Source organism: Bacillus sp. JCM 19034, from assembly GCF_001310635.1.
Lineage (GTDB): Bacteria > Bacillota > Bacilli > Bacillales > Bacillaceae_D > Halalkalibacter.
On record NZ_BAXR01000002.1, the window covers coordinates 20,458 to 41,771 of the forward strand.

Below are 21,314 nucleotides of genomic sequence, written 5' to 3' on the forward strand. Positions count from 1 at the left end.
TAGAACCACATACTATGTCTATTTAAGCTTATACTTAAAGCTGAGCCGAGGCATGACGAACCAATGTGACAAGCTGTTCGAAATCAAGTGTCTCCCCTTTACGGATCTTCAATGTCTTTCTTTCTGGAGGTCCATTAAACATGCCCTCTGGAAGGTCCAATGTTATGGCGTTGAAAATAGTAAAACTGACTGCTGCTTTAGAAATTGAGATAACTGCAGCGTACTTTCCGTTTTTTAAAAAATGTGGCTTTTTGTATTGAATGCGTTGATGTACATCGGGGATGGCCTGGTTAACAACTTCCCAAAGTTTAGTGACGATTTCCCTCTGCCAGGCTCATTTATTGTATCAATAAAATCTGTGATTTCTCTGTCCATTTTTTCAACACTCTCCATATCATTGGGTTTTTTAATTTTGAAAAAAGACTTTCTTTGAATGAACTATAAATTTTTCAACATAGTTAGTTGATCCTGTAAAACAGCCTCCATTGATTTAATCCCAGAATCTTGTACGGAGAATGGTTGCTCTTTCAATCTTCTTAATTCTATCTCAAACTTGCCTCCTACATGTGGAACGGGCATTTGTAGTGCCCAGTTTAAAGCTTCTTCTTCCGAATTCACATCAATTAAAATAAATCCATTTATGAGATCTTGATTTATTGGAAACGGGCCTGCCAATAATTTTGGTTTTTCATCTTTATTTGTGTACATAATTCTTAATCCTGTTGCACTTGTTTGTAGGTCTTCATCCGCAAGAAATACACCGTTTTTAGCAAGTGACTTCTTATATTCCTTGAATGCTTCTCGATAATCCTTTTCTTCAACTAACCCTGCCTCAGAGTATTCTGTTGCTTTGACAATTAATAAATATCTCATTTTTTCCCTCCTTCTATAGGTGGAAGAATCATAAGCGGTATTGACTGCGGCAATTCTCCCCTTACGAATACAACGAATTAGAAACGATATTATCGACAAGGAGAGTATAAATTTTATCCGATATTAACGGTCAGAAGGCATTCTCTACCGTATAAGATGTAGCACACTAAGAATACGACTTATAACACGTTTGTACTAGCACGTCTTTTGTGTAAAAAGCTTGCTGATCGATGTTTCACTTTATGTAGAGTGTCCTTTTTCGCAATTCCTAGCTCGGTTTCGTAAAAGTGTTCTTTCACGTTCATTTTGGGTAAGTGAAGCAGCACGTTCAAACTCACTTCGAGCCTCATCATACTTTCCTAGCTTCAATAGGAGATCGCCTCGGACACTCGGTAATAGATGATATTTCTTTAAAGATGGATTAGAATATAACTCATCTACAACTTGGATACCAAAGTCGGGGCCAAATGCCATAGAAATAGCAACTGCTCTGTTTAATTCCACGATTGGTGAAGGCATTACTCTCGAAAGAGCTTCGTAAAGAGCTGCAACTCGGGGCCAATCTGTCTCTTTTGCAGACGGTGCCAGAGCGTGGCAAGCTGCGATGGATGCCTGTAATGAATACGGACCAAGTGAACAACCTAGCTTCCTGCTGCGTTCAAGTGCTGCTAAGCCACGGCGAATCAATAATTGATCCCACTGAGCCCTATTTTGGTCCATAAGAAGAACTGGTTCGCCTTTAGAATTCACTCGCGTTTTAAACCTTGAATACTGAATTTCCATTAAGGATATAAGTCCATGAACTTCTGGTTCGTTCGGTGCAATTTCAGCTAGAACACGTCCCAATCTTAGTGCCTCTTGACATAGCAAAGGACGGATCCATTGATTACCAGCAGTTGCTGAATAACCTTCATTGAACATAAGGTAAATTACTTCAAGGACTGTAGATAAGCGTTTAATGAGTTCCTCGCCAACAGGAACCTCAAATGGGACATTTTTTTCGTTTAAGGTTCTTTTCGCACGGACAATTCTTTGAGCAATAGTGGATTCTGCGACGAGAAATGATCGTGCAATTTCCTCGGTAGTAAGTCCGCATAGTAGGCGCAGAGTCAAGGCAACTCTTGCATCTTGTGATAATAGTGGGTGGCAGGTCATAAAAATTAGACGGAGGAGATCGTCATTAATCTCCTCAGCCTCAACTGCTTCTATATCTTCCACAGTAAATAAATCAGTATTTTTCGCAATCTCAGCATACTTTTGATCCTGTACTTTCATTCTGCGTAACAGATCAATTGCACGCCGTTTAGCCGTTGTCATTAGCCATGCACCAGGATTTTCAGGTATCCCATCCTGCTCCCATTTTTCTAGAGCGATCACCAATGCATCTTGTGTAAGGTCCTCAGCAAGACTAACATCCCTTACCAATCTAGTAAGAATTGCGATGAGCTTTGGCCGCTCTATCCTCCAAATCGCTTCAATCGTTCGATGTGCAAGGGGGAAACTCACGCCTTCTTAAGCTCCTCTCGAAGTGCAGCCTCTTTTACCAACAAATCTCGATTATCCGTCAAATCCTCTGGCTCAAATACCTGTCTAAGCTCAATTTCCCCCTGTCCCAATCCATGTGGATCTGGCATACGTAACGCCCATTCAATCGCTTCTTCTCTAGACTTAACATCAATCAATGTATAACCTGCAATTATTTCTTTAGCCTCCGTAAATGGACCGTCCATAATCTTTGGTTTACCTCCCGGTTCCGGATAGGAAATCCTTATCCCATTCTTGCTAGGCTGAAGCCCATCCCCCGCTAGTAAAACACCAGCTTTCACCAACTCCTCGTTGTACTTCTGCATCGCTTCAATTAGCTCGGTGCTAGGCATGATTCCTGCCTCTGAATCTGACGTGGCTTTTACAATCATCATAAATCTCATAAATAAATACCTCCTATATTGTAGTGAAGCTTCCTATCGTAATGGTACGAATAATTAAGCTTCTATTGATACAACGAGTACGTGTTAATTATATCGACACAAATACGTAATTTTATTTCAAATATTAATTAATGTTTACTCAAAAAGAATGATGTAAGCTCCGGTGATATCCTTTTTGTATTCAGTTTCTTTGTATGGCCGAGACCTTTTTTACTCAATAGTTGGGCATTAGGTAGAACGTTTGCTAATGCTTGAGCACTATTACGTAAAGAAGCAGGGCTCTCTGTCCCTTCTATCACGAGTGTTGGAACCTTGACACTGTTCTTCCATTCAGGAGGCAACTTCTTTCCCTCCATATATCCATCTAACAATGCAGCATCGTAAGGAAGCGTATGTGCAACTGCCTTCAGATTAGACCACACGCCTGGCATTATCCTCATCAAGCTGACAACAAAAGAAGGAGCTCCCATTCCTTTAGTCATGAAGTACTTAATGGCTGCAGTCCGGTCATTACTGGAGATTAAGTCAGTAGTATACTTTGTAAAGTCTTTTGGCGGCTTGCGATCATCTTCCTTTACCACGAAAGGCGGTTCGTGCAGAGCCAATTTGGTAATGTTAACGCCTTTCTCTGCTGCCCTTAGTGCCAGAGCGGCTCCCGACGATAATCCCCACATATAAGCAGACCCACCAACTTCGTCTATTAATACTTCAAGATCTTCTATTTCTCGTGCAATGTCATATGGCTGAGTATCCCCACTATCTCCTCGGCCCCTTCGGTCATAGTTGTAAACTGTAAAGTACTCTGACAACAGGGATGCTAACTCAACTTGCTGTGGGAATTTGCGGTAGCTAAATGCACCTCCAACCAAAATGAGGGCAGGTCCTTGGCCGACTTTGTCATAAGCAATTTTAGTACCGTCTTTCGATGTAACTGAATACATACATTTTCCTCCTTTGTCGGTGTAATGATTTATTAGATATTTTGGTTCTAATAATGACTTATTATCTCTGCTTCTACTAAGACGACGAAAAACGATATGTTAAATCGACATTTCTTTAAAACTTTTTTTGATTATATATATCGAATCATTCATACATTATTGTTCTTTACATCTTATATACTACAATTGTGTAATAATATCCTTTAAAAAAGGGTTGATTGTTAGGTGCTAGTTCATTAATTGGGGTAGTTACACTAGGAAAAAATAATGATGAAGTAGAGAAAGCCCTTTTAAACGATTTGGAGTATATGGAATAATATATACATAATTATGTATACATTGTATAGTTAAACCAATTAATGATGAGAGCGAGTGATTTTGATGATTGCAGATAATAACCAAACCATTTTTGATAGAAGCATGGAAGAGTAATAGTTGAAATTTGTTATTTCTTCCGTGCTTATTAATAAAGCAACGGAGGAGAAGAAAATTGAAAGTTAATAACGAAATAAACAAACCACTTGAATATAGTGGTGCTTATTACGAAGAAATTGGTGATTTCCTTAAAGAAAATTATTTAGAATATGAATTTACTAATGGTACATTACAGGAAGTTGACTTTTTGGTTAAAGCATTGAATATCCCTGAAAAATCTCGCATTCTGGATATTGGTTGTGGCCCAGGACGTCATTCTCTGGAGTTAGCACGAAGTGGATTTCATTCGGTTGGAGTAGATATATCAGCTGAATTTATTAAGTATGCTAGTCAAGTAGCAGCAAATGAAAAAATAGAAGCAGATTTTTATGTTGCGGATGCTCGGAACTTGCAGTTTAATAAAGAATTTGATGGGGCGATTTGTCTTTGTGAAGGTGCTTTTGGTTTAGTAGGGGGTGTTGATGAACATCGCAAAGTTTTAAAAAGTGTATATAATGCATTGCGTCCAAATAGTTTACTTGTTCTAACCGTTATAAATGCTTTACATGTTGCGAGAAATATAACCGATGAGACTATATTCGATATATATACTTGCACTAAAGTAGATAAAGAAACGATCATAAGCCTGAAGGCAAAACGAAAGAAGTAAAGTTATATACAACCGCTTTCACATATCGTGAATTAAACATGTTATTGGAAAATGAAGGTTTTGAAGTCGAGGCTGCATATGGATGTACGGCCGGTCATTTTAGTGCAAAACCATTGTCATTAGCTGATATAGAAATCATGATGATCGCACGGCGGAAGTAATGAAGTGAAGGAGTCTTAGGTGAAATCTAAGACTTCTTTCTATTAACTATTGGAGGGATAAAAGTGAAAGACAGTCTATTGCATCGTATTGAAGAGATTCAAGAAAAGATTACATTCTCGGGGGCCGTTCTCGTCAAGGGCAATAACCAAACTCTCGCAGAAGTAAGCTATGGTTATGCGAATCGCTCTGAACAAATTAAGATTAGCTCACATACAAGATTTGGCATCGCATCAGGGTGTAAACTTTTCACCTCTATAGCTATCTGTCAGCTAGTGGAAGCTGGTAAGCTTTCATTCGACACAAAGCTCAAAGAATGTCTAACTGATCCTTTCCCTCATTTTAGTGAAGATATTACCATTCATCATCTTTTAACACATACGTCAGGAATTCCTGATTATTTTGATGAAGAGAATATGGATGATTTTGAGGAATTATGGGTTAAGAATCCTATGTATCATATGAGAACTTTAGAAGACTTTTTGCCACTGTTTCAAAACAATAAAATGAAATTACAGCTTGGAGAACGATTTCATTACAACAATGCAGGATATATTTTACTAGGTTTAATTGTGGAGAAAGTAAGTCAACTAACATTTTCCGATTATGTTGAGGAATATATTTTTAATAAAGCAGGAATGGGACAATCAGGTTATTTTGAATTAGATTCTCTCCCTGAACGTACAGCCCTTGGTTATATTGAACTACCAAATGGAAAATGGAAAACAAATATTTACTCATTGCCAGTAAAAGGCGGTGCAGATGGGGGAGCCTATATAACGGTACATGATATGGATGATTTATGGGATGCACTCATTTCCAATCAATTACTGACTGAAGAATACACGAATAAGCTGCTTACTCCACATGTTTCTACGAAAACAATAGGTAGTTTTTACGGCTATGGAATATGGATCGATAAAAACGATCATGATATCTTCAAATACCATGTCATGGGCTATGACCCAGGCGTTAGTTTCCACTCGGCATTTTATCCACAAAAGTCAATCAAAGCAGTAATATGTTCTAACAAATCAGAAGGTGCTTATGAAATGATGAAAGAAATTGAGGAAGAAATACTCATTTGAGTTTTTCTTCTTCAGTGCTCACTTTCATTATTATTTGGTTAATGTCATAATTCATAAGTCCAACTAGTTATGTTTAAATACTAAAGGGGTTTGTTTTTTTATAAAACCATTGATAATAAACTCTCGATAAATAAAAAGTAATGCCGAAAGAAATAAAGGAATGGTACCATCGCCATTTTCTATACTGAATAAGAGAAGTAAACTTTTCAAAAAGTACTTCAATTCCTGTCAGAATACCTGAGTAAAGCCAGTAATAAAGAAATCTGATTGGAAATTTCCTTTTTGTTGGATAGTATAAATTGAAAAATACACAAATGCTAGGAAATACAAAATACTCGAATGTAAAGCTGCTCCCGTTGACATTTTTAAAGAATCTATTGGGGTATCGTATGAGGCCTAAATTGACAACGATTAGTCCCAAAGACCACGTTAATAGTTGTTTAAAGAGGAAAATTAAGCTTGCCTCTCTAATTTTCGCACGAGGGACAAATATGAATAAACAGATAATTGTAGCTAACCAAACAATGACTAAAGCGGTGTAATCCTTTGACTGATTTTTCTTCATATGAACTCCTTTTATAAATGAAATTTCCTGCTTATAAATTGTCCAATCTGCAAAGGAATATTCATCCTTACAGTTTTAGCTATAAATAGAATAATCGCACAAAACTTGCAATTTTAGTATTGTAAACCTCATCCTTTTTCCTTAATCTCATTGAGTTCTTATGTGGAAGTGGTATGATACAACAAAGTTTATAAACGAATAAGGAGTACTGAGATGATAAAATTGTATAATTTATAATAAAGTTCTTTAAATATGACATTCATATTCTTAAATAATCGGATCAGATTGATGAATAACTTATATTACGTAGTAGACTAAATGCTACGCAATAAAGTTAAACTTTTATTATAAAAGAGGTGCTGATAGTAAGGCTTTTTTTGATCATGAGATTAAGAAAACTGTGAAATAATGAAGGAATTGTTAGTTTGACTTTTTTATTTGGTTACAAAAAAGTTGTTAAAAATAGTTCGAAGTGTTGTAAAGTTATTACGAAATAAATACTTTCGACAATCCCAGGTAATACATAAAGAAGAAACGTTGGTTTAATTAAAGGGAAAATCCGTACTCCCATTTGTGTTGGTATTGAATACCAATAAAAAGCCATCGTTTCATAACTCCATTTCTTTCGTGAGCAGCCACTACTAAACACATCTGGAAATTAATGGAATGCACAAGTAAGTGTATTTTTTGTTAATATCTACTAATGGTATAATTAATTTTTAAATTAGAATCATTTGGAGGAACTATGCTTACATTCGAACAAAAACTTGCAATTATCGAGTCTTTCCCAGAATTAGAACGCCACGATGTATCGCTAAATCGTGTTAATTTTCATTATTTGGGAGGCGCCAGTGATAAAAAAATGTCGTATACCATCTGCATCCAAACGGCAATGGGTTTGTTTATGCTGCAACACTTAAAGTGCCGAAAAAAGATCCTAAAGGGATGGTTAATATCCGTGATTTTTCGGAAGAAGAATTACGTTCGATCATTGAACGCTCAATTAACTCTCTGCAATCAAACGCAGTTAGAGAAGTAGAGGAAACTCTTCAAAATTTTGATGAAATCTGGATGGACAAAGAAGGGCATAAGCTTACTATTATTCTTGAAGATGACATGTGGAACGTCTATGCAGGTGAACAACTAGACGGAACGTTTCCATCGTATAATGAAGCGAAGCAATATTTACTTGAAGAAGGATTTAAGCCGAAGCGAAAGTTTGATAAACAAACGAATTAATATTATTAACAAGGAAGAGATGGCCAGAAATGTGACCAACTCTTCCGTTACTCACTATCGTGGGTAATAAATCGCTATACTAATTTTATGAGCATAATAGCTGAATAAAGATTTTCGCTTTTTCTATATTGAACAGTAGACTAAATACTGCGCAATAAAGATTTACATAAATGTGAAAATATGAACAGGAATTCGTTATCTGGTATGATTTTAGTATGGAGATTTTTGATATTGTGAAGTTTTTCACTTAAATGTAGTGTAGTGCTTGAAAAAAATAATGTATTTTATAAGTTCAAAACCGCCTGAAGTTTTACAAATAATTAGGCGGTTTTTGGTCTTTTAAAGCACTTAGGGTTTTTGTGTTTCGACATTTTTTTCAATTTATTAGTTTTGAAATAAATCATAGTCCTCGTTTAATAGAACTTGTTGTACCAGGTAAGAATAATGTCCGCCTGTGGGTTCTAATAGTATTAAAAAGTCTTTTTTGGTAAGTGAACATTGAATTTCAATTTTTTCAAGAGCTGCTAAAAACTCAGCGATTCCAGAACTATCAGCGTTGAACTTCATTGTCTTTGTCCGTTTCCAAGCAATTCCTTTAGGATCTAAGAATGCATCAAACGGAATACAGGATGCAACGTGAAAGCTCGCTCCAATATCAATACCGACAAAAAACTAATAAAAGTTACGCTGTCCTTTACGGCTGTTATGAGTGTCATTTCCATAACTAAATGGAGTAATGGTAGTGTTCATCATTTCTCCTCCCAGTCGCAGTATGACATATCTGACAATCCAAGTTTCCGTGGGAGCTTTGTGCCCAATGTAGTATGTCAGGATTATATCGCCAGATATTAAATCTCATATTTAACACAAAAGTCTAGTTTCCTAGCTCCAACCAACGGTAGAGTTTCAACTGCTTTATATTATATTGTTTTTGGTTTTCTCCAATATAGTCTTTTAAACAAAATTAAAAATACGACATAAAATCTCAAATTCCTCCTTAGAAAATAAAAAATCCTGTAAAAATACAGGAATTAATTTTGACTATTAAATTGGCGTGCAGTGCCGTTTTATTATAAGTGGAGTGCCTCACATCAATATTAGAGGTCTAATTTATAGCCCCAATCCAGTAAGTCGGAATCACTATAAAGGTCACTGCACAACATAATTTTACATCACTTCTAACCATAAAAAAACAATGTCCTCAAACTAACGATAGGGTTCCACTAAATTAGTAATCTCACGTTTAAGTCAAAGGTACATCGGTATTGCTATTATACAATTAATTAAAAGAATATTGAATATATTATCTGTTACAATGGATTTAAATCACTTGGCACACATTAGTATGTAGTGCTTCAAATCATATCTAAATAGGTGTAAAGCATTACGGAAACTAACGATCAGTAATCTTTAATAAGAGGATTGGTTTATTATGGTGAATGAACAAAACATGTTAAAGAATTAGAGGGGGACTGTATGGGAGAAAACGGACAACTTAAAGATGTTATTTTCAATGATAGTAAATACGCAAAAACTAAAAAGATATTAGCTATATTATTTACTACTTTTGTATTCTTAATACAAGTTAATGGAACTGATAAAATGATTGGATTTATTGTTGTATTTACAGTAACGGTTTTAGGCGTAATTTACTCGGTCTGTAAGCTCCTTTTTTATAATACAAAGAGAAACATCAAAGACATTGTATTCTTAATAATATTTATCTGTTTGTTTGTTTGGGGCATAATTACATTTTTCGATTTATGAAAAACTGTTGAATTTCTTATTTAACAACGGGAGCTTATCTACAGAATGATTTTCCTTCGTACTCAACGTAAGTAAAGATAGCAAAAATGCCAGTTTTATATCTTTGTAGAAGAAAACTGTGAAGCAAACAAGAGCAAGTGCAACTCGCTCTTAGATGGGTGTAGGTTTTATTGATTTAGTGATTTTCTCAACTGATACTTGGAAGACGTAAAGCAGAATAGCTTCTACTAAGAATAGTAGCAAGATTTTTACTTTTGACATATTTACTACAGACAGATAAACGATTTTCTTAAGCCAATCTAATAATAAAAAAGTAAATAGACTATCTACAATTTATTAATAAATACAGTATGAAGTTCCCAAATGTGTATTTTAATATCCAAAGAGATCCAGAAAAAATTTAATTAATGGGAAGGCTGCTAAAGCATTAGGGGGAATATTGTAATGAAATCTATACCATTTTCTTTTTTCGGCAATCAAAAATTCTATAGCGACAACTAGTGATATAAATGTTACGGAAGGGATATACCTTTTTATTGTTTTTAAACCTAAGAATGGTATAGAGAACAACGAAAGCAAAACCACTAAAAGGAGAAATTTGTTTTTATTAACAATTGATTTAAACCATCCTTTTTATTAAATAGTTTACCGAAAAAGAATTATTTTTATGTGAAAAAATAAAAGTAATACTGAACAGTTCAACCATACTCTGCAATAAAAGTTTATCATCAACAATAGAAATTTAAACAACTATTTTAAGCCTGTACTAAATTTAGTATGGGTTATACTTGATTGAGGTTGTATAATTAAATAACTATATTGTCACTTTACATAAGGAGGATTCAAATGGTTAACCATCGTAACAATTCATTGAAAGAGCCGAGATTAAGAGAATATGTCATACCTTCAAAAATAATATGGAAATCGGAAAATGATTCATCAAAAATTGAAAATGAACACCTATTACTTGAAACCCGTGATAGTCAAGTACTTATTAATCCAGGAGAACCTGTCTTACTATTTAACGAAGGAAAGCCAGCTAGTATCCTATTAGACTTTGGCGTTGAACTGCATGGCGGGATTCAATTGTCGATTTGGAATTGTGTACGTGATAATAAAATCATAAAAACAGCAAAGATGCGGATCCGATTCGGAGAGTCAGCAATGGAGGCTATGAGTGAAATTGGCGGAGAGACGAATGCTACGAATGATCATGCGATGCGAGATCAAATTTTAAATGTAAGCTTCATGGGGACGACTGAGGTTGGTAATACAGGATTTCGCTTTGTTCGAATTGATTTACTTGAGGAACATTGTATGATGCAAGTCAATACGATACGTGCTATTTTCGTACATCGGGGTATTGAGTATAAAGGAGCATTTAAATGCAGCGATCCATTAATAAATGAAATTTGGCATACAGGAGCCTATACCGTTTATTTAAATATGCAAGATTATTTATGGGACGGGATCAAAGAGATCGCATGATTTGGGTCGGGGATATGCATCCAGAGGTACAGACGATTCAAGCGGTTTTTGGTCACGATGATATAGTTGCACGGAGCTTAGATTTTGTACGAGACCGGACAGAGTTGCCGAATTGGATGAATACGTTTCCAAGCTATTCAGCATGGTGGATTATTATCCAACATGATTGGTATATGCAAAATGGTAATTTAGATTATTTACACGAGCAAAAAGACTACTTGCTTTCGTTGCTTGATCAAATTGGAGACTGTATCCAACAAGATGGAACAAATACAGCACCTAATCCTTTTTTAGATTGGCCATCTAGCGAGAATAAGGAGGGCGTTAAGGCTGGTATCCATGCTCTTTTTACATGGGCAATTACAAAAGGAAAAGCTTTATGTGAGTATTTAGGGGAAATAGCTGCTGCAGAGCGTTGTGATCACTATGAGCAAAGGCTACGAAACTATCAGCCAGATCATTTTAATAGTAAGCAAGCAGCGGCGTTATTAGCACTTACCCAATACATGAATGCCAAGGAGGCAAATGAAAATGTGCTTGCAGTAGGAGGCTCAAAAGGGTTTCAACCTTTTACGGATATTACATGTTACAAGCGAGAGCCAAGGCGGGAGATATACAAGGCAGCTTAGATTGTATCCGTGAATATTGGGGAGGAATGCTTGACTTAGGTGCAACGACTTTCTGGGAAGACTTCAATATTGATTGGTTACAAAACGCTTCTAGGATTGATGAATTAACACCGCTAAATAAAGTCGATGTTCATGGAACATATGGTGATTATTGTTATAATGGGTACCGCCATAGTTTGTGTCACGGCTGGGCATCTGGACCAACTGCTTGGTTATCACGCTATGTGCTAGGGGTTGAGATTATGGAAGCAGGTTGTAAGGTTATTCGAATTAAACCGCAATTAGGTGATTTAGATTGGGTTGAAGGGAAATATCCTACTCCATATGGTGAAATCTTCATTAGACATGAAAAGAATACAGAAGGAAAAGTATCTTCTACAATCGAAGCACCAAAGGAAATAATCATAAAGGGTTAATGTGTAACTTTCTATTTTTACATTTATATTAAGATTTTCATCTTGTTTCGCAATATAAATAATGATAACGTTTTAATTAAGGCAACTACTATATTGTAATGGGGAGGACTGTGAAGTGACGCGGACGAATCAAGTAAAAGAGCCCAAAGAATACGAAGCCTATTTATTTGTCCATTTTATTCATCAAGAAGTGGGCAGCTCTGATTCAGAGCAAGTCTATTTTTCTGTTAGTAAGGATGGAATCACATGGCAAACGTTACATGATAAGAAGCCTGTACTTAGATCAACGTTAGGAGATAAGGGAGTAAGGGATCCTTTTATTATACGTTCTCCTAAGGAACAGAAATTCTATTTGATCGGAACTGATTTATCGATGCATTACCGGAAAGACTGGGAAGAAGTGCAAAGGTCAGGTAGTCAGCATATCGTCGTTTGGGAATCAAATAATTTAGTTGATTGGTCAGATCAACGATTAGTGAAGGTTGGACCAGAGACAGCAGGCTGTGTTTGGGCACCAGAAGCAATATATGATAAAGAGAATGGAGATTTTCTCGTATTCTGGGCATCAAGAGAACAGTTTGGCAAAGAAAAGCAACGAATCTATTACGCGAAAACGAATGACTTTAAATCATTTACAAAATCAGAAATATATATTGAACGAGACAATCATATTATTGACACGACGATAATTGAAGAAGGTGGCCTGTTCTATCGCTTTTCGAAGGATGAGACGGTTAAGAGCATTACTGTTGAAGTTTCTAACTCTTTGCTCGGGGAGTTTACCGCAATTGATACGAATTTAAAAGACGTTTATGGAGTAGAGGGGCCTGCATGCTTTAAGTTAAAAAACGAAGATAAGTGGTGCCTTTTGTTAGATCATTATTCGGTGGAGAAAAAGTATTTCCCATACTATACTACTGACCTTCAAACTGGACAATTTACGAAAAGGGAAGAAGGATTAGATATACCCGTTGATTCAAAACATGGTGGTGTAATGCCTATCACGAAGGACGAATATGATGGGTTAGTTGAAAGGTATGGTATTTAAAGGTCTAGAACGTTTAACGCTTACTAATTAGACACGATGGACATCATATGATAATCTTTTTAAAGATACGGAAGGCTACAGGAAGTAATGAAAACGTTGTTAATCTTAAAAACTATCAAATCGAAGTTTACGTTTACTTAGTACTAAAAGAAAAGGTAAGCGTATACACATATAAGTTAAAGGTCTTTGAGGGTCAATTCATTATGTAAGGGTATTCACAATTATAACGAACAACGGATGGAGTGGTTAAGGTGGCAAATAAGTTATATCATGGGGCAGCTATTATCCTGAGCTGTGGGATGAGAAGGTGATTAGAGAAGATATTGAGTTAATGAAGAAAGCAGGTATTAATGTCGTACGAATTGGTGAATTTGCTTGGCATACGATGGAGCCAGAAGAAGGGGAAATTGATATTAGCTTTTTCGTAGAGATCATTAACAAGCTCTATGAGAACGGTATCGAGACGGTGATGTGTACTCCAACACCAACTCCACCTATTTGGTTTACTCATAATCATCCTGAACGAATGTATGTAAACCGAGATGGAAAGGTGATGGGACACGGCTCACGTCAGCATGCATGCACGAACCATCCTTATTTTCGCAAAAAAGCGAGTGAGGTTACAGAGCATATTGCCAAAGCAGTCGGATTACTACCAGGGGTAATCGGCTGGCAAATTGATAACGAGTTTAAATGCCATGTTAGTGAGTGTATGTGTGAAACATGTCGGGGGTTATGGCATCAATGGTTAGAGGAACGTTATGGAACGATAGAACAATTAAATGAAGCGTGGGGAACGAAGATTTGGAGTGAGTATTACCATTCCTTCGATCAAGTTCCGCAACCAGGTCCGGCTCCATTTTTACATAACTCATCGTTAAGCACGATGTATCGTCAGTTCTCAATGGAGAAGATAGCAGAGTTTTCCGATAGTCAAGCTGAGATCATTCGTCAATATTCAGATGCACCGATTACGCACAATAGTAATATTCCGTTTTCGGTAGACAATGAACGGCTATTTGAACAACTTGACTTTGCTTCCTTTGATACGTATGCAACGCAAGAAAACCGTGCGTCGTATTTAATGAACTGTGACCTCTGGCGTAATTTTAAAAAGGGTCGCGATTTTTGGATTATGGAAACGAGTACATCCTATGCTGCTTCTCTTGAAAGCTATGCACCCCCACATGTTAATGGTTATTTACGAGCAGAAGCCGCTGCTGCATATGCCCTAGGCGGGGAGGCATTTTGTTACTGGCTATGGAGACAGCAGCGTGCGGGTTGTGAACAGCCACACGGATCGGTCATTAGTGCGTGGGGAAAACCGACGATCGGCTTTCAAAGTGTGCTAGAAGTCGAAGAGATGCGCAAGAGAATTGAGCCATTAATGATAGCAACAAAGCCATTACAAGCAGAAATCGCAATAACATATTCTGATCAAGCAAAAGCCTTTTTTCAAACAGAGCCCCATCAGAAAATGGATTTTAGAGGGTTAGTAACGAATTTTTATCATACGTTTGTCAATCTAGGGGTTCATCGTGATGTGATACCGGAAAAAGCTAGCTTACAAGGATATAAGCTACTGTTTACACCTTTTTTACCGTACATTTCGGATGAATACCGGAAGAGGGCAATTGAATTTGTGCAAGAAGGTGGAACGTGGATTGTTGGACCTCTAAGTGGTGGACGAACGAAAGAGCATACCATTCATACAAATGCAGCACTTGGAGAGCTTGAAGAAATTTCTGATGTAGAAGCATTGTACACATATCCGCTCGATGGTACAGGTGCAATTGGTCAAGCGTTCGGAGAAAGTGCCCCTTTAGGGTTGTGGAGTACCGTATTTGAATATGATAAAAAGACGACTGTCGGAACAATTGAAGGCGGTAATTCAGATGGCAAAGCGTTTATCACAGAATCTAAAATAGGGAAAGGAAAGATCGTACATTTAGGTTCTTTACCTGTTGGAGAAAAAGGGAATGCCTTATTAATGAAGCTCATCGATCACTACGCAAAAGAAGCGGAAGTAAGTATTAGAACGGATGTAACAGAAGGAACGATTGTCGCACCGCGAATTGATGAAGAAGGAAATCAGACGTGGGTGATTGTCAATATGAACGGAATAGGCGGGAGTGTGACGATTCCAGGTGAGGCACTAGATTGTTTAACAGAAGAAAAGGTTTCTGAGGACCGATTAGAGGTTGGACCTTATGAATACCGTGTTATTTCGTTTTTATAGTAACCATTATGGGAAAGGATGATAAAGGATGAACCGAACGCAAGTCATTCAACAAATTGATCTATTAATGACGAATTTAACAACGATCCATGATGATACTGGTGAGTTCCTATTAAACTTTGATGGGTTAATCGTGGATGATAAGAGCTGGAAAGTATGGAATTGGCCACAAGGAGTCGGACTTTATGGAATTTATAAATATTGGCGAGCAACAAAGGATGCAAAGGCACTACGTATTGTGACAGATTGGTTTAAAGATCGGTTCGCAGAAGGCGTCCCTCCTAAAAACGTCAATACGATGGCACCATTTTAACATTAGCTTTTCTTTATGAGGATACAAATGACAAGGAGCTTGTTCCGCATTTAGAAGAATGGTCAGAATGGGTCATGAATGACATGCCGAGAACGAAAGAGGATGGCTTGCAGCATATGACTTATGGTCCGGAAAATAAAAATCAGCTTTGGGACGATACGTTAATGATGACTGTATTACCGTTAGCCAAAATTGGTATGCTTTTCAATCGTCAGGACTACATCGAAGAAGCGAAAAAGCAATTTCTTATTCATATAAAGTATTTAAGCGACCGAAAAACAGGTCTTTGGTTCCACGGCTGGACGTTTGAAGAAAATCATCATTATGCGGAAGCGTTATGGGCAAGAGGGAATTGCTGGATTACAATTGCTATCCCTGAAATCATTGAAATATTAGAGCTTGAAGAAGGTGATGGCTTCAGAGCCTTCCTAATCGACACGCTTAATCGACAGGTCGAAGCATTGGCGAAGTATCAAGATAAGAGTGGATTATGGCATACGCTAATTAACGATCAGACTTCTTATCTAGAAGCATCCGCAACAGCTGGATTTGCTTACGGTATTTTAAAATCAGTGCACAAAGGTTATATTGCCGAGACCTATAAGGAAGTTGGCTTAAAAGCCATTCAAGGACTTATCAATGAAATTGCTGAAGATGGTGCTGTGCAAAAGGTTTCCGTCGGTACAGGAATGGGCGATACACTAGATTTTTATAAGGAAATTAAAATTACACCGATGCCGTACGGTCAATCGCTAGCTGTATTGGCGTTGGCAGAGTATTTGCAGGAGTTTATGTAAAACCAACCATTCAAATTATGATAAATGTTGTAGTTCAGTTTAGTGATTTGGTGTCACGTTATTGTAATATGCTGGTGCGAACCCTAAGTGCACATAAAAAGCACTAGGGGACCCGCACCATTAATCAACTTAATTATGTGTATACGTGTAATGGTATGTGATAATATGGAAAACTATTGCCCCTTTATTTCAAGTAAAGTAATGATTTGTTAAGTAATTAGTGCGTTTTCCCTAATTATTAGAGGGATTTCGCTGTCGCACTCTTTATGAGTGCGTGGATTGAAATGCAATATCCCGTAATGCTTCGAGATCATCGCCAGTCGTCGCACTCTTTATGAGTGTGTGGATTGAAGCCGAATGGATCGGTAAAGAACTATAGAAAAAAAGAGTTAGTTTCAGGATGGTACATAAACTAGCTCTTTTTCTTTTTGGAACACAAACATAGGTAAATTTGTCTAATGATTGAGTTTTTAGACAGTCATTAAGTCATGTTTATCGTGATCATCAACATAAAGGAGCTTATAAATGTTAATATAAGTAAGTTGTTCCAAAAGGAAAAGGAGTGAGTATGTGATGAAAGTAAGATGGATTTGGCTATTTATTATTATTTTATTCATGGGAGCTTGTTCACAGCAGGTCACGGTAGAGGAAGTGTTTGAAAGAGGGATAGAGGCACAGGAAGCCGTAGATTCTATGGTGTTAGAAACATCAGGACAGACAGATTCATTTGATCTAAATTGGGTTGCTGAGATGAATATGAGTGAAGGCATATATTCGTTACAATATGATAATGCTTTAGAAATTTATAAGGATAAAGATACGTTTATTGGTTCACTTGATGGTGAAGCACTTGACGAGTATACCGTAGGATTTTTAATTAACAAAGTCATCGCTGAATATGAGCAATTACTGAAGAGGTTTGACAATTATGTTGAAGATGTAAATGAAGTGTTTGAGATTGAGGTTGAAGACGAACATTATATCATCACGTATATTGGAGATGAGGAACAGCAGCAACAATTAGCTGATCAAATGTCTAGTGAAATTATCACCTTAGTATATGAAGGTGTTGAAATGTCAGAAGCAGAAGTTGAAAATATGGAATTTGTCATTACAATTGATAAGGAGTCCAATCTAGTTGCGGAGTTTGAACAAAAAGTCCGGATAAAAATCCATCTAGAGGATGATGAAGAGTTATTCACTGATCACTTTTACTTTGATGAGGATTTAACTACGTCTTATTCTCAATTTGATTCGGTTGGAGAAATTGACATGCCTGTTGTTTCAGAAAGTTCATTAGGTGGGATAGAGGAGTTAGATGAGATAGAAGCAACTCCGGTCACTATAGATTTATCTGATGAAGAAATTGAAGAGATGCAAGAAGAGGCAGCAAATTATGTAGATGCATTAGTGCAAGCGACTGTTTTTCAGAATGCTGATGGTTTTGGTGATCAAGTAGCTGGATCACATTCGGTGGAAGAAAAACAAGCTAGTGGGGAGATGCAAAGAGATATGTTTGTAGAGTTCTATCGTCAAAATACGAAGATGAATATGGGTGAGTATGTTTCAGACGAGTTAATTGATGAATTAACAGATGCTTTTATGCATGCCATCTCTCAAACTTCTTATGAAGTGATTGATTCTCAAATAATATCTGACGAACAATTTGTGGTGACATTATCGATTACAGGTATGCTAGAATCGACAATCATGGAAGATATAGAAAATCAACTAATTGAAGAAATCGAACAAGGTACTGTAGATGGTGATAATTGGATAGAGTACCAAGTTGAATTAATGATCGATGCGTATAATGGTGAATTTGTAGAAGGAGAAACAACAGAAGCCACTGTTAGTGTTCTTCGTGATGATACTGGTTCGTATCACGTGTTAATGCAAGATGAATATTTGCTAGGTGGTTTTGTACAATAATATTATAAAAGATATTGATGTAATGCTCCGTTAATACAATTAGATTAGCGGAGCATTTTTACGATCTTAGTTTATTTCCATCACGCAATGAAAGAGGCAAGGGCAAATTCCTTCACATGAGAAAAGATCAAATGTACAATAATAAAGGTGTATTACACAAATAGATTTTTTGAGAGAAAAGAGGTATGTAGAGATGGCTCAATCAATTACTGGAAAAACAGCACTCATTACTGGAAGTGGTAAAGGGATTGGAAAAGCAACCGCTATCGCTCTAGCTAAAGAAGGTGTAAATGTAGGACTGCTCGCTCGAACAGAAACTGATTTAATTAAAGTAGCTGATGAACTAAAACAATTAGGTGTAAACGTGGCTTATGCAACAGCAGATGTAGCCTCGTTAGAAGAAGTAGAAAAAGCAGTGGCAGAGCTATCAAATACATTAGGAACTTTTGATATTTTAATTAATAATGCAGGCATCGGGAAGTTTGGTGGATTTCTAGAGCTTTCTCCAGATGAATGGAAGTCAATGATAGATGTAAATTTAATCGGAGCCTATTATGTGACGAGAGCTGTTTTACCACAGCTAATAGAAAAGAATGGTGGAGATATTATCAATGTCTCTTCTACTGCTGGACAAAAGGGTGCCCCTGTTACAAGCGCTTATAGTGCGTCAAAGTTTGGCTTGTTAGGTTTAACGGAGTCACTAGCATTAGAAGTTCGTAAACATAATATTAGGGTAACAGCACTAACGCCAAGCACTGTAGCAACAGAGCTTGCTTATAAAGAAAACCTGACAGATGGCAATCCTGAGAAAGTAATGCAACCGGAGGATTTAGCAGAGTTTATCGTAGCTCAATTGAAGCTACATCCACGTGTATTCATCAAGTCAGCAGGTTTATGGTCAACTAATCCGTAAATATATGAATCATTTTGATGGTTATTGTGTTACTAATATTCGCAATAACCATCTTTTTCTTTTACCTCTTTTTTGTTCATGCTGGAACTACAGAAGCAAATTGTTACCACCGTTCTAAAATTATATATGAAATCAGGAGAAAGAAACATTAAGTGGAAATAACAACTTCTACCTATTTATTATGAAAAATTGTCTCTTCAGCGTTTTAAAGCACTGGAGAGCTTTTTTTATAGTAATAAAGCAATTGATAAGAAATCTATCTTTGTTCAAATGCTATAATTGGTAAAAAAGAAAAGGATCAGTGATAGAAATGAAAACCCAACTTCAATCATTTATTGAAACATTTAATGAAGCATTTGCACAAAAAAATCTAGACGTTATTGCCAATAGTGTGACTGATGATGTTGTTTGGAAAATGGTAGGAGAGCGAACGGTTTCTGGAAAAGAAGCAATGATACATATGTTGAAAGATATGGATGATGGACAAGTATACAAGCTGACGATTGATTATATTATCACACATGGGAAAATTGCTTCGGCAAATGGCAGGATGGAAACTTCCGATCAATCGGGTTCAACTTATGTATATGAATTTTGTGATGTTTATCAGTTGAACAAACACAAAGGTGGCAAGATTCAAAAATGACATCATACGCTATAGAAGTAAGAGAAGAGTAGCATGACAGAGCGCAAAGTCATTTATTCGCAAATGGTCTCACTTGATGGCTATATTGAAGGTCCCAATCAAGACATCGAGTGGGGAAAGCCAGGTGAAGAACTATTTCAACATTTTAATGACCAAGACAATAATATTGACACCCACATATACGGAAGAAGAACTTATGAAAATATGAGAGATTATTGGTCAAAACGAGCAGATAACCCGGAAGCGTCAAAAGAAGAAGTGGAATTTTCCGAGGTGTGGAACAATATCGAAAAAGTTGTTTTTCTACTACAATTAAAAATGTAGAAGGAAATTGTATACTCATTCGCGATAGCGTTCAAACAGAAATTGAAAAGCTAAAAAAGCAATCTGGGAAGGATATGTCACTTGGAGGTGCGACACTTGCTAAAACGTTTATCTCACTAGGTTTAATAGATGAATATCACCTATATATCCATCCTATTTTACTAGGGGATGGACGACGTTTATTTCCTGGATTACAAGCAAATACAAATTTAGTGCTGTTGGAATCAAAGGTATTTGATCAAGCTGTCATGATGCTTCGCTATGCTCCGATAAGAAAGAAACAGGTTAAAGAGGAAAGGTAAGATTTTAGCTTTCCTCTTTTTTAAATGTGTAGATTGTTTGAGTTAGAACGTTCATAACATCCTCAAGCTTTGATTTGTAATCTGACTGCTGAGCTAGCCATAAGGCTGATTCATTCATTGCACCAGATAGAATATGAGTAAGAGCTTCAATCGATGTTGGTCTTAGGTGACCTGCTGCTTGCATCAAATGAAGCTGCTCATATAGAGACTTCATTGAATACGATTCATCCATTTGTCGCCATGTTTCCCAACCTAGAACGGCGGGACCATCAATTAATAAGATTTGCCGGTTGTCTTCTTTTATGGCAGACATAATAAACGCTTGACATCCATTTAATAATTGCCTCCAGACATCAGTACTTTTGGCTGCTTCGCTCTCAACCTGTTCTGCAATTTCCAATTGTATTCTTTCAAAAACGGTGAGAAAAAGTCCTTTTTTATTTTTAAAGTGATGGTAAAGTGCTCCTCTCGTTACACCTGCCTCTTTTACAAGATCCTCCAAAGACGTTTTGTGATAGCCTCGTAACGTAAATTGTTTGCGGGCAATTGAAATGAGGTTCTCTATTGTTACTTCCGCTTCTTCTTTTGTTCTTTTCATGGGGTGAGACTCCTTTAATTAACTT

Annotated in this window: 20 protein-coding genes and 5 pseudogenes; 16 read left to right on the plus strand and 9 right to left on the minus strand. The window is 36.7% G+C overall.

All coding sequences use genetic code 11. The annotated features are described in order from the left end of the window. Positions 1 to 34 precede the first annotated feature (34 nt). From JCM19034_RS03585 to JCM19034_RS03605, 5 genes and pseudogenes are all read right to left on the minus strand, one after another. Positions 35 to 375, minus strand: a pseudogene (locus tag JCM19034_RS03585) (DUF1801 domain-containing protein). Positions 376 to 438: 63 nt separating this feature from the next. Continuing rightward, positions 439 to 873, minus strand: a complete 435-nt coding sequence (locus JCM19034_RS03590; protein ID WP_062047388.1) for a YciI family protein — start codon at positions 871 to 873, stop codon at positions 439 to 441. Positions 874 to 1,113: 240 nt separating this feature from the next. Next, positions 1,114 to 2,379, minus strand: coding sequence for an RNA polymerase sigma factor (locus tag JCM19034_RS03595; protein WP_062047389.1), 1,266 nt, complete (start codon positions 2,377 to 2,379; stop codon positions 1,114 to 1,116). After that, the gene (locus JCM19034_RS03600) at positions 2,376 to 2,801 is read right to left on the minus strand and encodes a YciI family protein (RefSeq protein ID WP_062047391.1); all 426 of its coding nucleotides are present in this window, start codon (positions 2,799 to 2,801) and stop codon (positions 2,376 to 2,378) included. The genes JCM19034_RS03595 and JCM19034_RS03600 overlap by 4 nt, the downstream gene beginning before the upstream one ends. 128 nt (positions 2,802 to 2,929) lie before the next feature. After that, positions 2,930 to 3,742, minus strand: coding sequence for an alpha/beta fold hydrolase (locus tag JCM19034_RS03605; RefSeq protein WP_062047393.1), 813 nt, complete (start codon positions 3,740 to 3,742; stop codon positions 2,930 to 2,932). A 490-nt stretch (positions 3,743 to 4,232) separates the two neighbouring features. On the opposite strand from JCM19034_RS03605, the gene JCM19034_RS03610 reads away from it, so the two are divergent. The 3 genes from JCM19034_RS03610 to JCM19034_RS03615 all read left to right on the plus strand — a co-directional run bounded on the left by JCM19034_RS03610 (position 4,233) and on the right by JCM19034_RS03615 (position 6,073). Then, the gene (locus tag JCM19034_RS03610; RefSeq protein WP_062047395.1) at positions 4,233 to 4,826 is read left to right on the plus strand and encodes a bifunctional 2-polyprenyl-6-hydroxyphenol methylase/3-demethylubiquinol 3-O-methyltransferase UbiG; all 594 of its coding nucleotides are present in this window, start codon (positions 4,233 to 4,235) and stop codon (positions 4,824 to 4,826) included. Positions 4,827 to 4,864: 38 nt separating this feature from the next. Further along, on the plus strand, positions 4,865 to 4,987 hold the full coding sequence (locus tag JCM19034_RS23910; RefSeq protein WP_269431658.1) for a hypothetical protein: 123 nt from the start codon (positions 4,865 to 4,867) through the stop codon (positions 4,985 to 4,987). Between the two features lie 63 nt (positions 4,988 to 5,050). Beyond that, a complete protein-coding gene (locus JCM19034_RS03615; RefSeq protein ID WP_062047397.1) occupies positions 5,051 to 6,073 on the plus strand; it encodes a serine hydrolase in 1,023 nt (340 codons plus the stop codon). A gap of 73 nt (positions 6,074 to 6,146) precedes the next feature. Here the strand turns inward: JCM19034_RS03615 and JCM19034_RS24365 are convergent, their stop codons facing one another. Together JCM19034_RS24365 and JCM19034_RS21525 are read right to left on the minus strand one after the other, a co-directional pair. Continuing rightward, a complete protein-coding gene (locus JCM19034_RS24365; protein ID WP_062047399.1) occupies positions 6,147 to 6,638 on the minus strand; it encodes a CBO0543 family protein in 492 nt (163 codons plus the stop codon). 442 nt (positions 6,639 to 7,080) lie between these two features. Continuing rightward, positions 7,081 to 7,242, minus strand: a complete 162-nt coding sequence (locus JCM19034_RS21525) for a hypothetical protein (RefSeq protein ID WP_156323863.1) — start codon at positions 7,240 to 7,242, stop codon at positions 7,081 to 7,083. Between the two features lie 141 nt (positions 7,243 to 7,383). Here JCM19034_RS21525 and JCM19034_RS03625 point away from each other — a divergent pair. Then, positions 7,384 to 7,877 (plus strand): annotated as a pseudogene (locus tag JCM19034_RS03625) (hypothetical protein). 390 nt (positions 7,878 to 8,267) lie between these two features. On the opposite strand, the pseudogene JCM19034_RS22780 reads toward JCM19034_RS03625, so the two are convergent. Next, positions 8,268 to 8,627, minus strand: a pseudogene (locus JCM19034_RS22780) (IS110 family transposase); the annotation flags it as partial. A 726-nt stretch (positions 8,628 to 9,353) separates the two neighbouring features. Between JCM19034_RS22780 and JCM19034_RS03635 the strand changes: the two are divergent. The 12 genes and pseudogenes from JCM19034_RS03635 (at position 9,354) to JCM19034_RS23920 (ending at position 20,691) form a co-directional block, all read left to right on the plus strand. After that, positions 9,354 to 9,644, plus strand: coding sequence for a hypothetical protein (locus tag JCM19034_RS03635; protein ID WP_062047403.1), 291 nt, complete (start codon positions 9,354 to 9,356; stop codon positions 9,642 to 9,644). 846 nt (positions 9,645 to 10,490) lie between these two features. After that, on the plus strand, positions 10,491 to 11,132 hold the full coding sequence (locus tag JCM19034_RS22785) for a hypothetical protein (RefSeq protein WP_231686798.1): 642 nt from the start codon (positions 10,491 to 10,493) through the stop codon (positions 11,130 to 11,132). Continuing rightward, positions 11,105 to 11,761 (plus strand): hypothetical protein, encoded by a 657-nt coding sequence (locus tag JCM19034_RS22790; protein ID WP_231686799.1) that lies wholly within the window; start codon positions 11,105 to 11,107, stop codon positions 11,759 to 11,761. The genes JCM19034_RS22785 and JCM19034_RS22790 overlap by 28 nt, the downstream gene beginning before the upstream one ends. A 26-nt stretch (positions 11,762 to 11,787) precedes the next feature. Beyond that, entirely contained in the window at positions 11,788 to 12,177 is a 390-nt protein-coding gene (locus JCM19034_RS22795; RefSeq protein ID WP_231686800.1) for an alpha-L-rhamnosidase C-terminal domain-containing protein, read from the plus strand. Between the two features lie 115 nt (positions 12,178 to 12,292). Beyond that, on the plus strand, positions 12,293 to 13,225 hold the full coding sequence (locus JCM19034_RS03645; protein WP_062047405.1) for a glycoside hydrolase family 43 protein: 933 nt from the start codon (positions 12,293 to 12,295) through the stop codon (positions 13,223 to 13,225). A 251-nt stretch (positions 13,226 to 13,476) separates the two neighbouring features. Continuing rightward, a pseudogene (locus JCM19034_RS03650) lies at positions 13,477 to 15,464 on the plus strand (beta-galactosidase). Positions 15,465 to 15,531: 67 nt separating this feature from the next. Continuing rightward, a pseudogene (locus JCM19034_RS03655) lies at positions 15,532 to 16,574 on the plus strand (glycoside hydrolase family 105 protein). Positions 16,575 to 17,147: 573 nt separating this feature from the next. Beyond that, positions 17,148 to 18,506, plus strand: a complete 1,359-nt coding sequence (locus JCM19034_RS03660) for a hypothetical protein (RefSeq protein ID WP_156323864.1) — start codon at positions 17,148 to 17,150, stop codon at positions 18,504 to 18,506. A gap of 193 nt (positions 18,507 to 18,699) precedes the next feature. After that, entirely contained in the window at positions 18,700 to 19,419 is a 720-nt protein-coding gene (locus tag JCM19034_RS03665; protein WP_062047408.1) for a 3-ketoacyl-ACP reductase, read from the plus strand. A 310-nt stretch (positions 19,420 to 19,729) separates the two neighbouring features. Beyond that, complete coding sequence (locus JCM19034_RS03670) at positions 19,730 to 20,065, plus strand: nuclear transport factor 2 family protein (protein ID WP_156323865.1); 336 nt, start codon at positions 19,730 to 19,732, stop codon at positions 20,063 to 20,065. A 33-nt stretch (positions 20,066 to 20,098) separates the two neighbouring features. Further along, the gene (locus JCM19034_RS23915; RefSeq protein WP_062047412.1) at positions 20,099 to 20,389 is read left to right on the plus strand and encodes a dihydrofolate reductase family protein; all 291 of its coding nucleotides are present in this window, start codon (positions 20,099 to 20,101) and stop codon (positions 20,387 to 20,389) included. Further along, a complete protein-coding gene (locus tag JCM19034_RS23920) occupies positions 20,341 to 20,691 on the plus strand; it encodes a dihydrofolate reductase family protein (protein WP_062047415.1) in 351 nt (116 codons plus the stop codon). Before JCM19034_RS23915 ends, JCM19034_RS23920 begins: the two co-directional genes overlap by 49 nt. A gap of 4 nt (positions 20,692 to 20,695) precedes the next feature. Here the strand turns inward: JCM19034_RS23920 and JCM19034_RS03685 are convergent, their stop codons facing one another. Further along, positions 20,696 to 21,289: a TetR/AcrR family transcriptional regulator gene (locus JCM19034_RS03685; RefSeq protein ID WP_062047417.1), complete on the minus strand. Its 594-nt coding sequence runs from the start codon at positions 21,287 to 21,289 to the stop codon at positions 20,696 to 20,698. Positions 21,290 to 21,314: the final 25 nt, after the last annotated feature.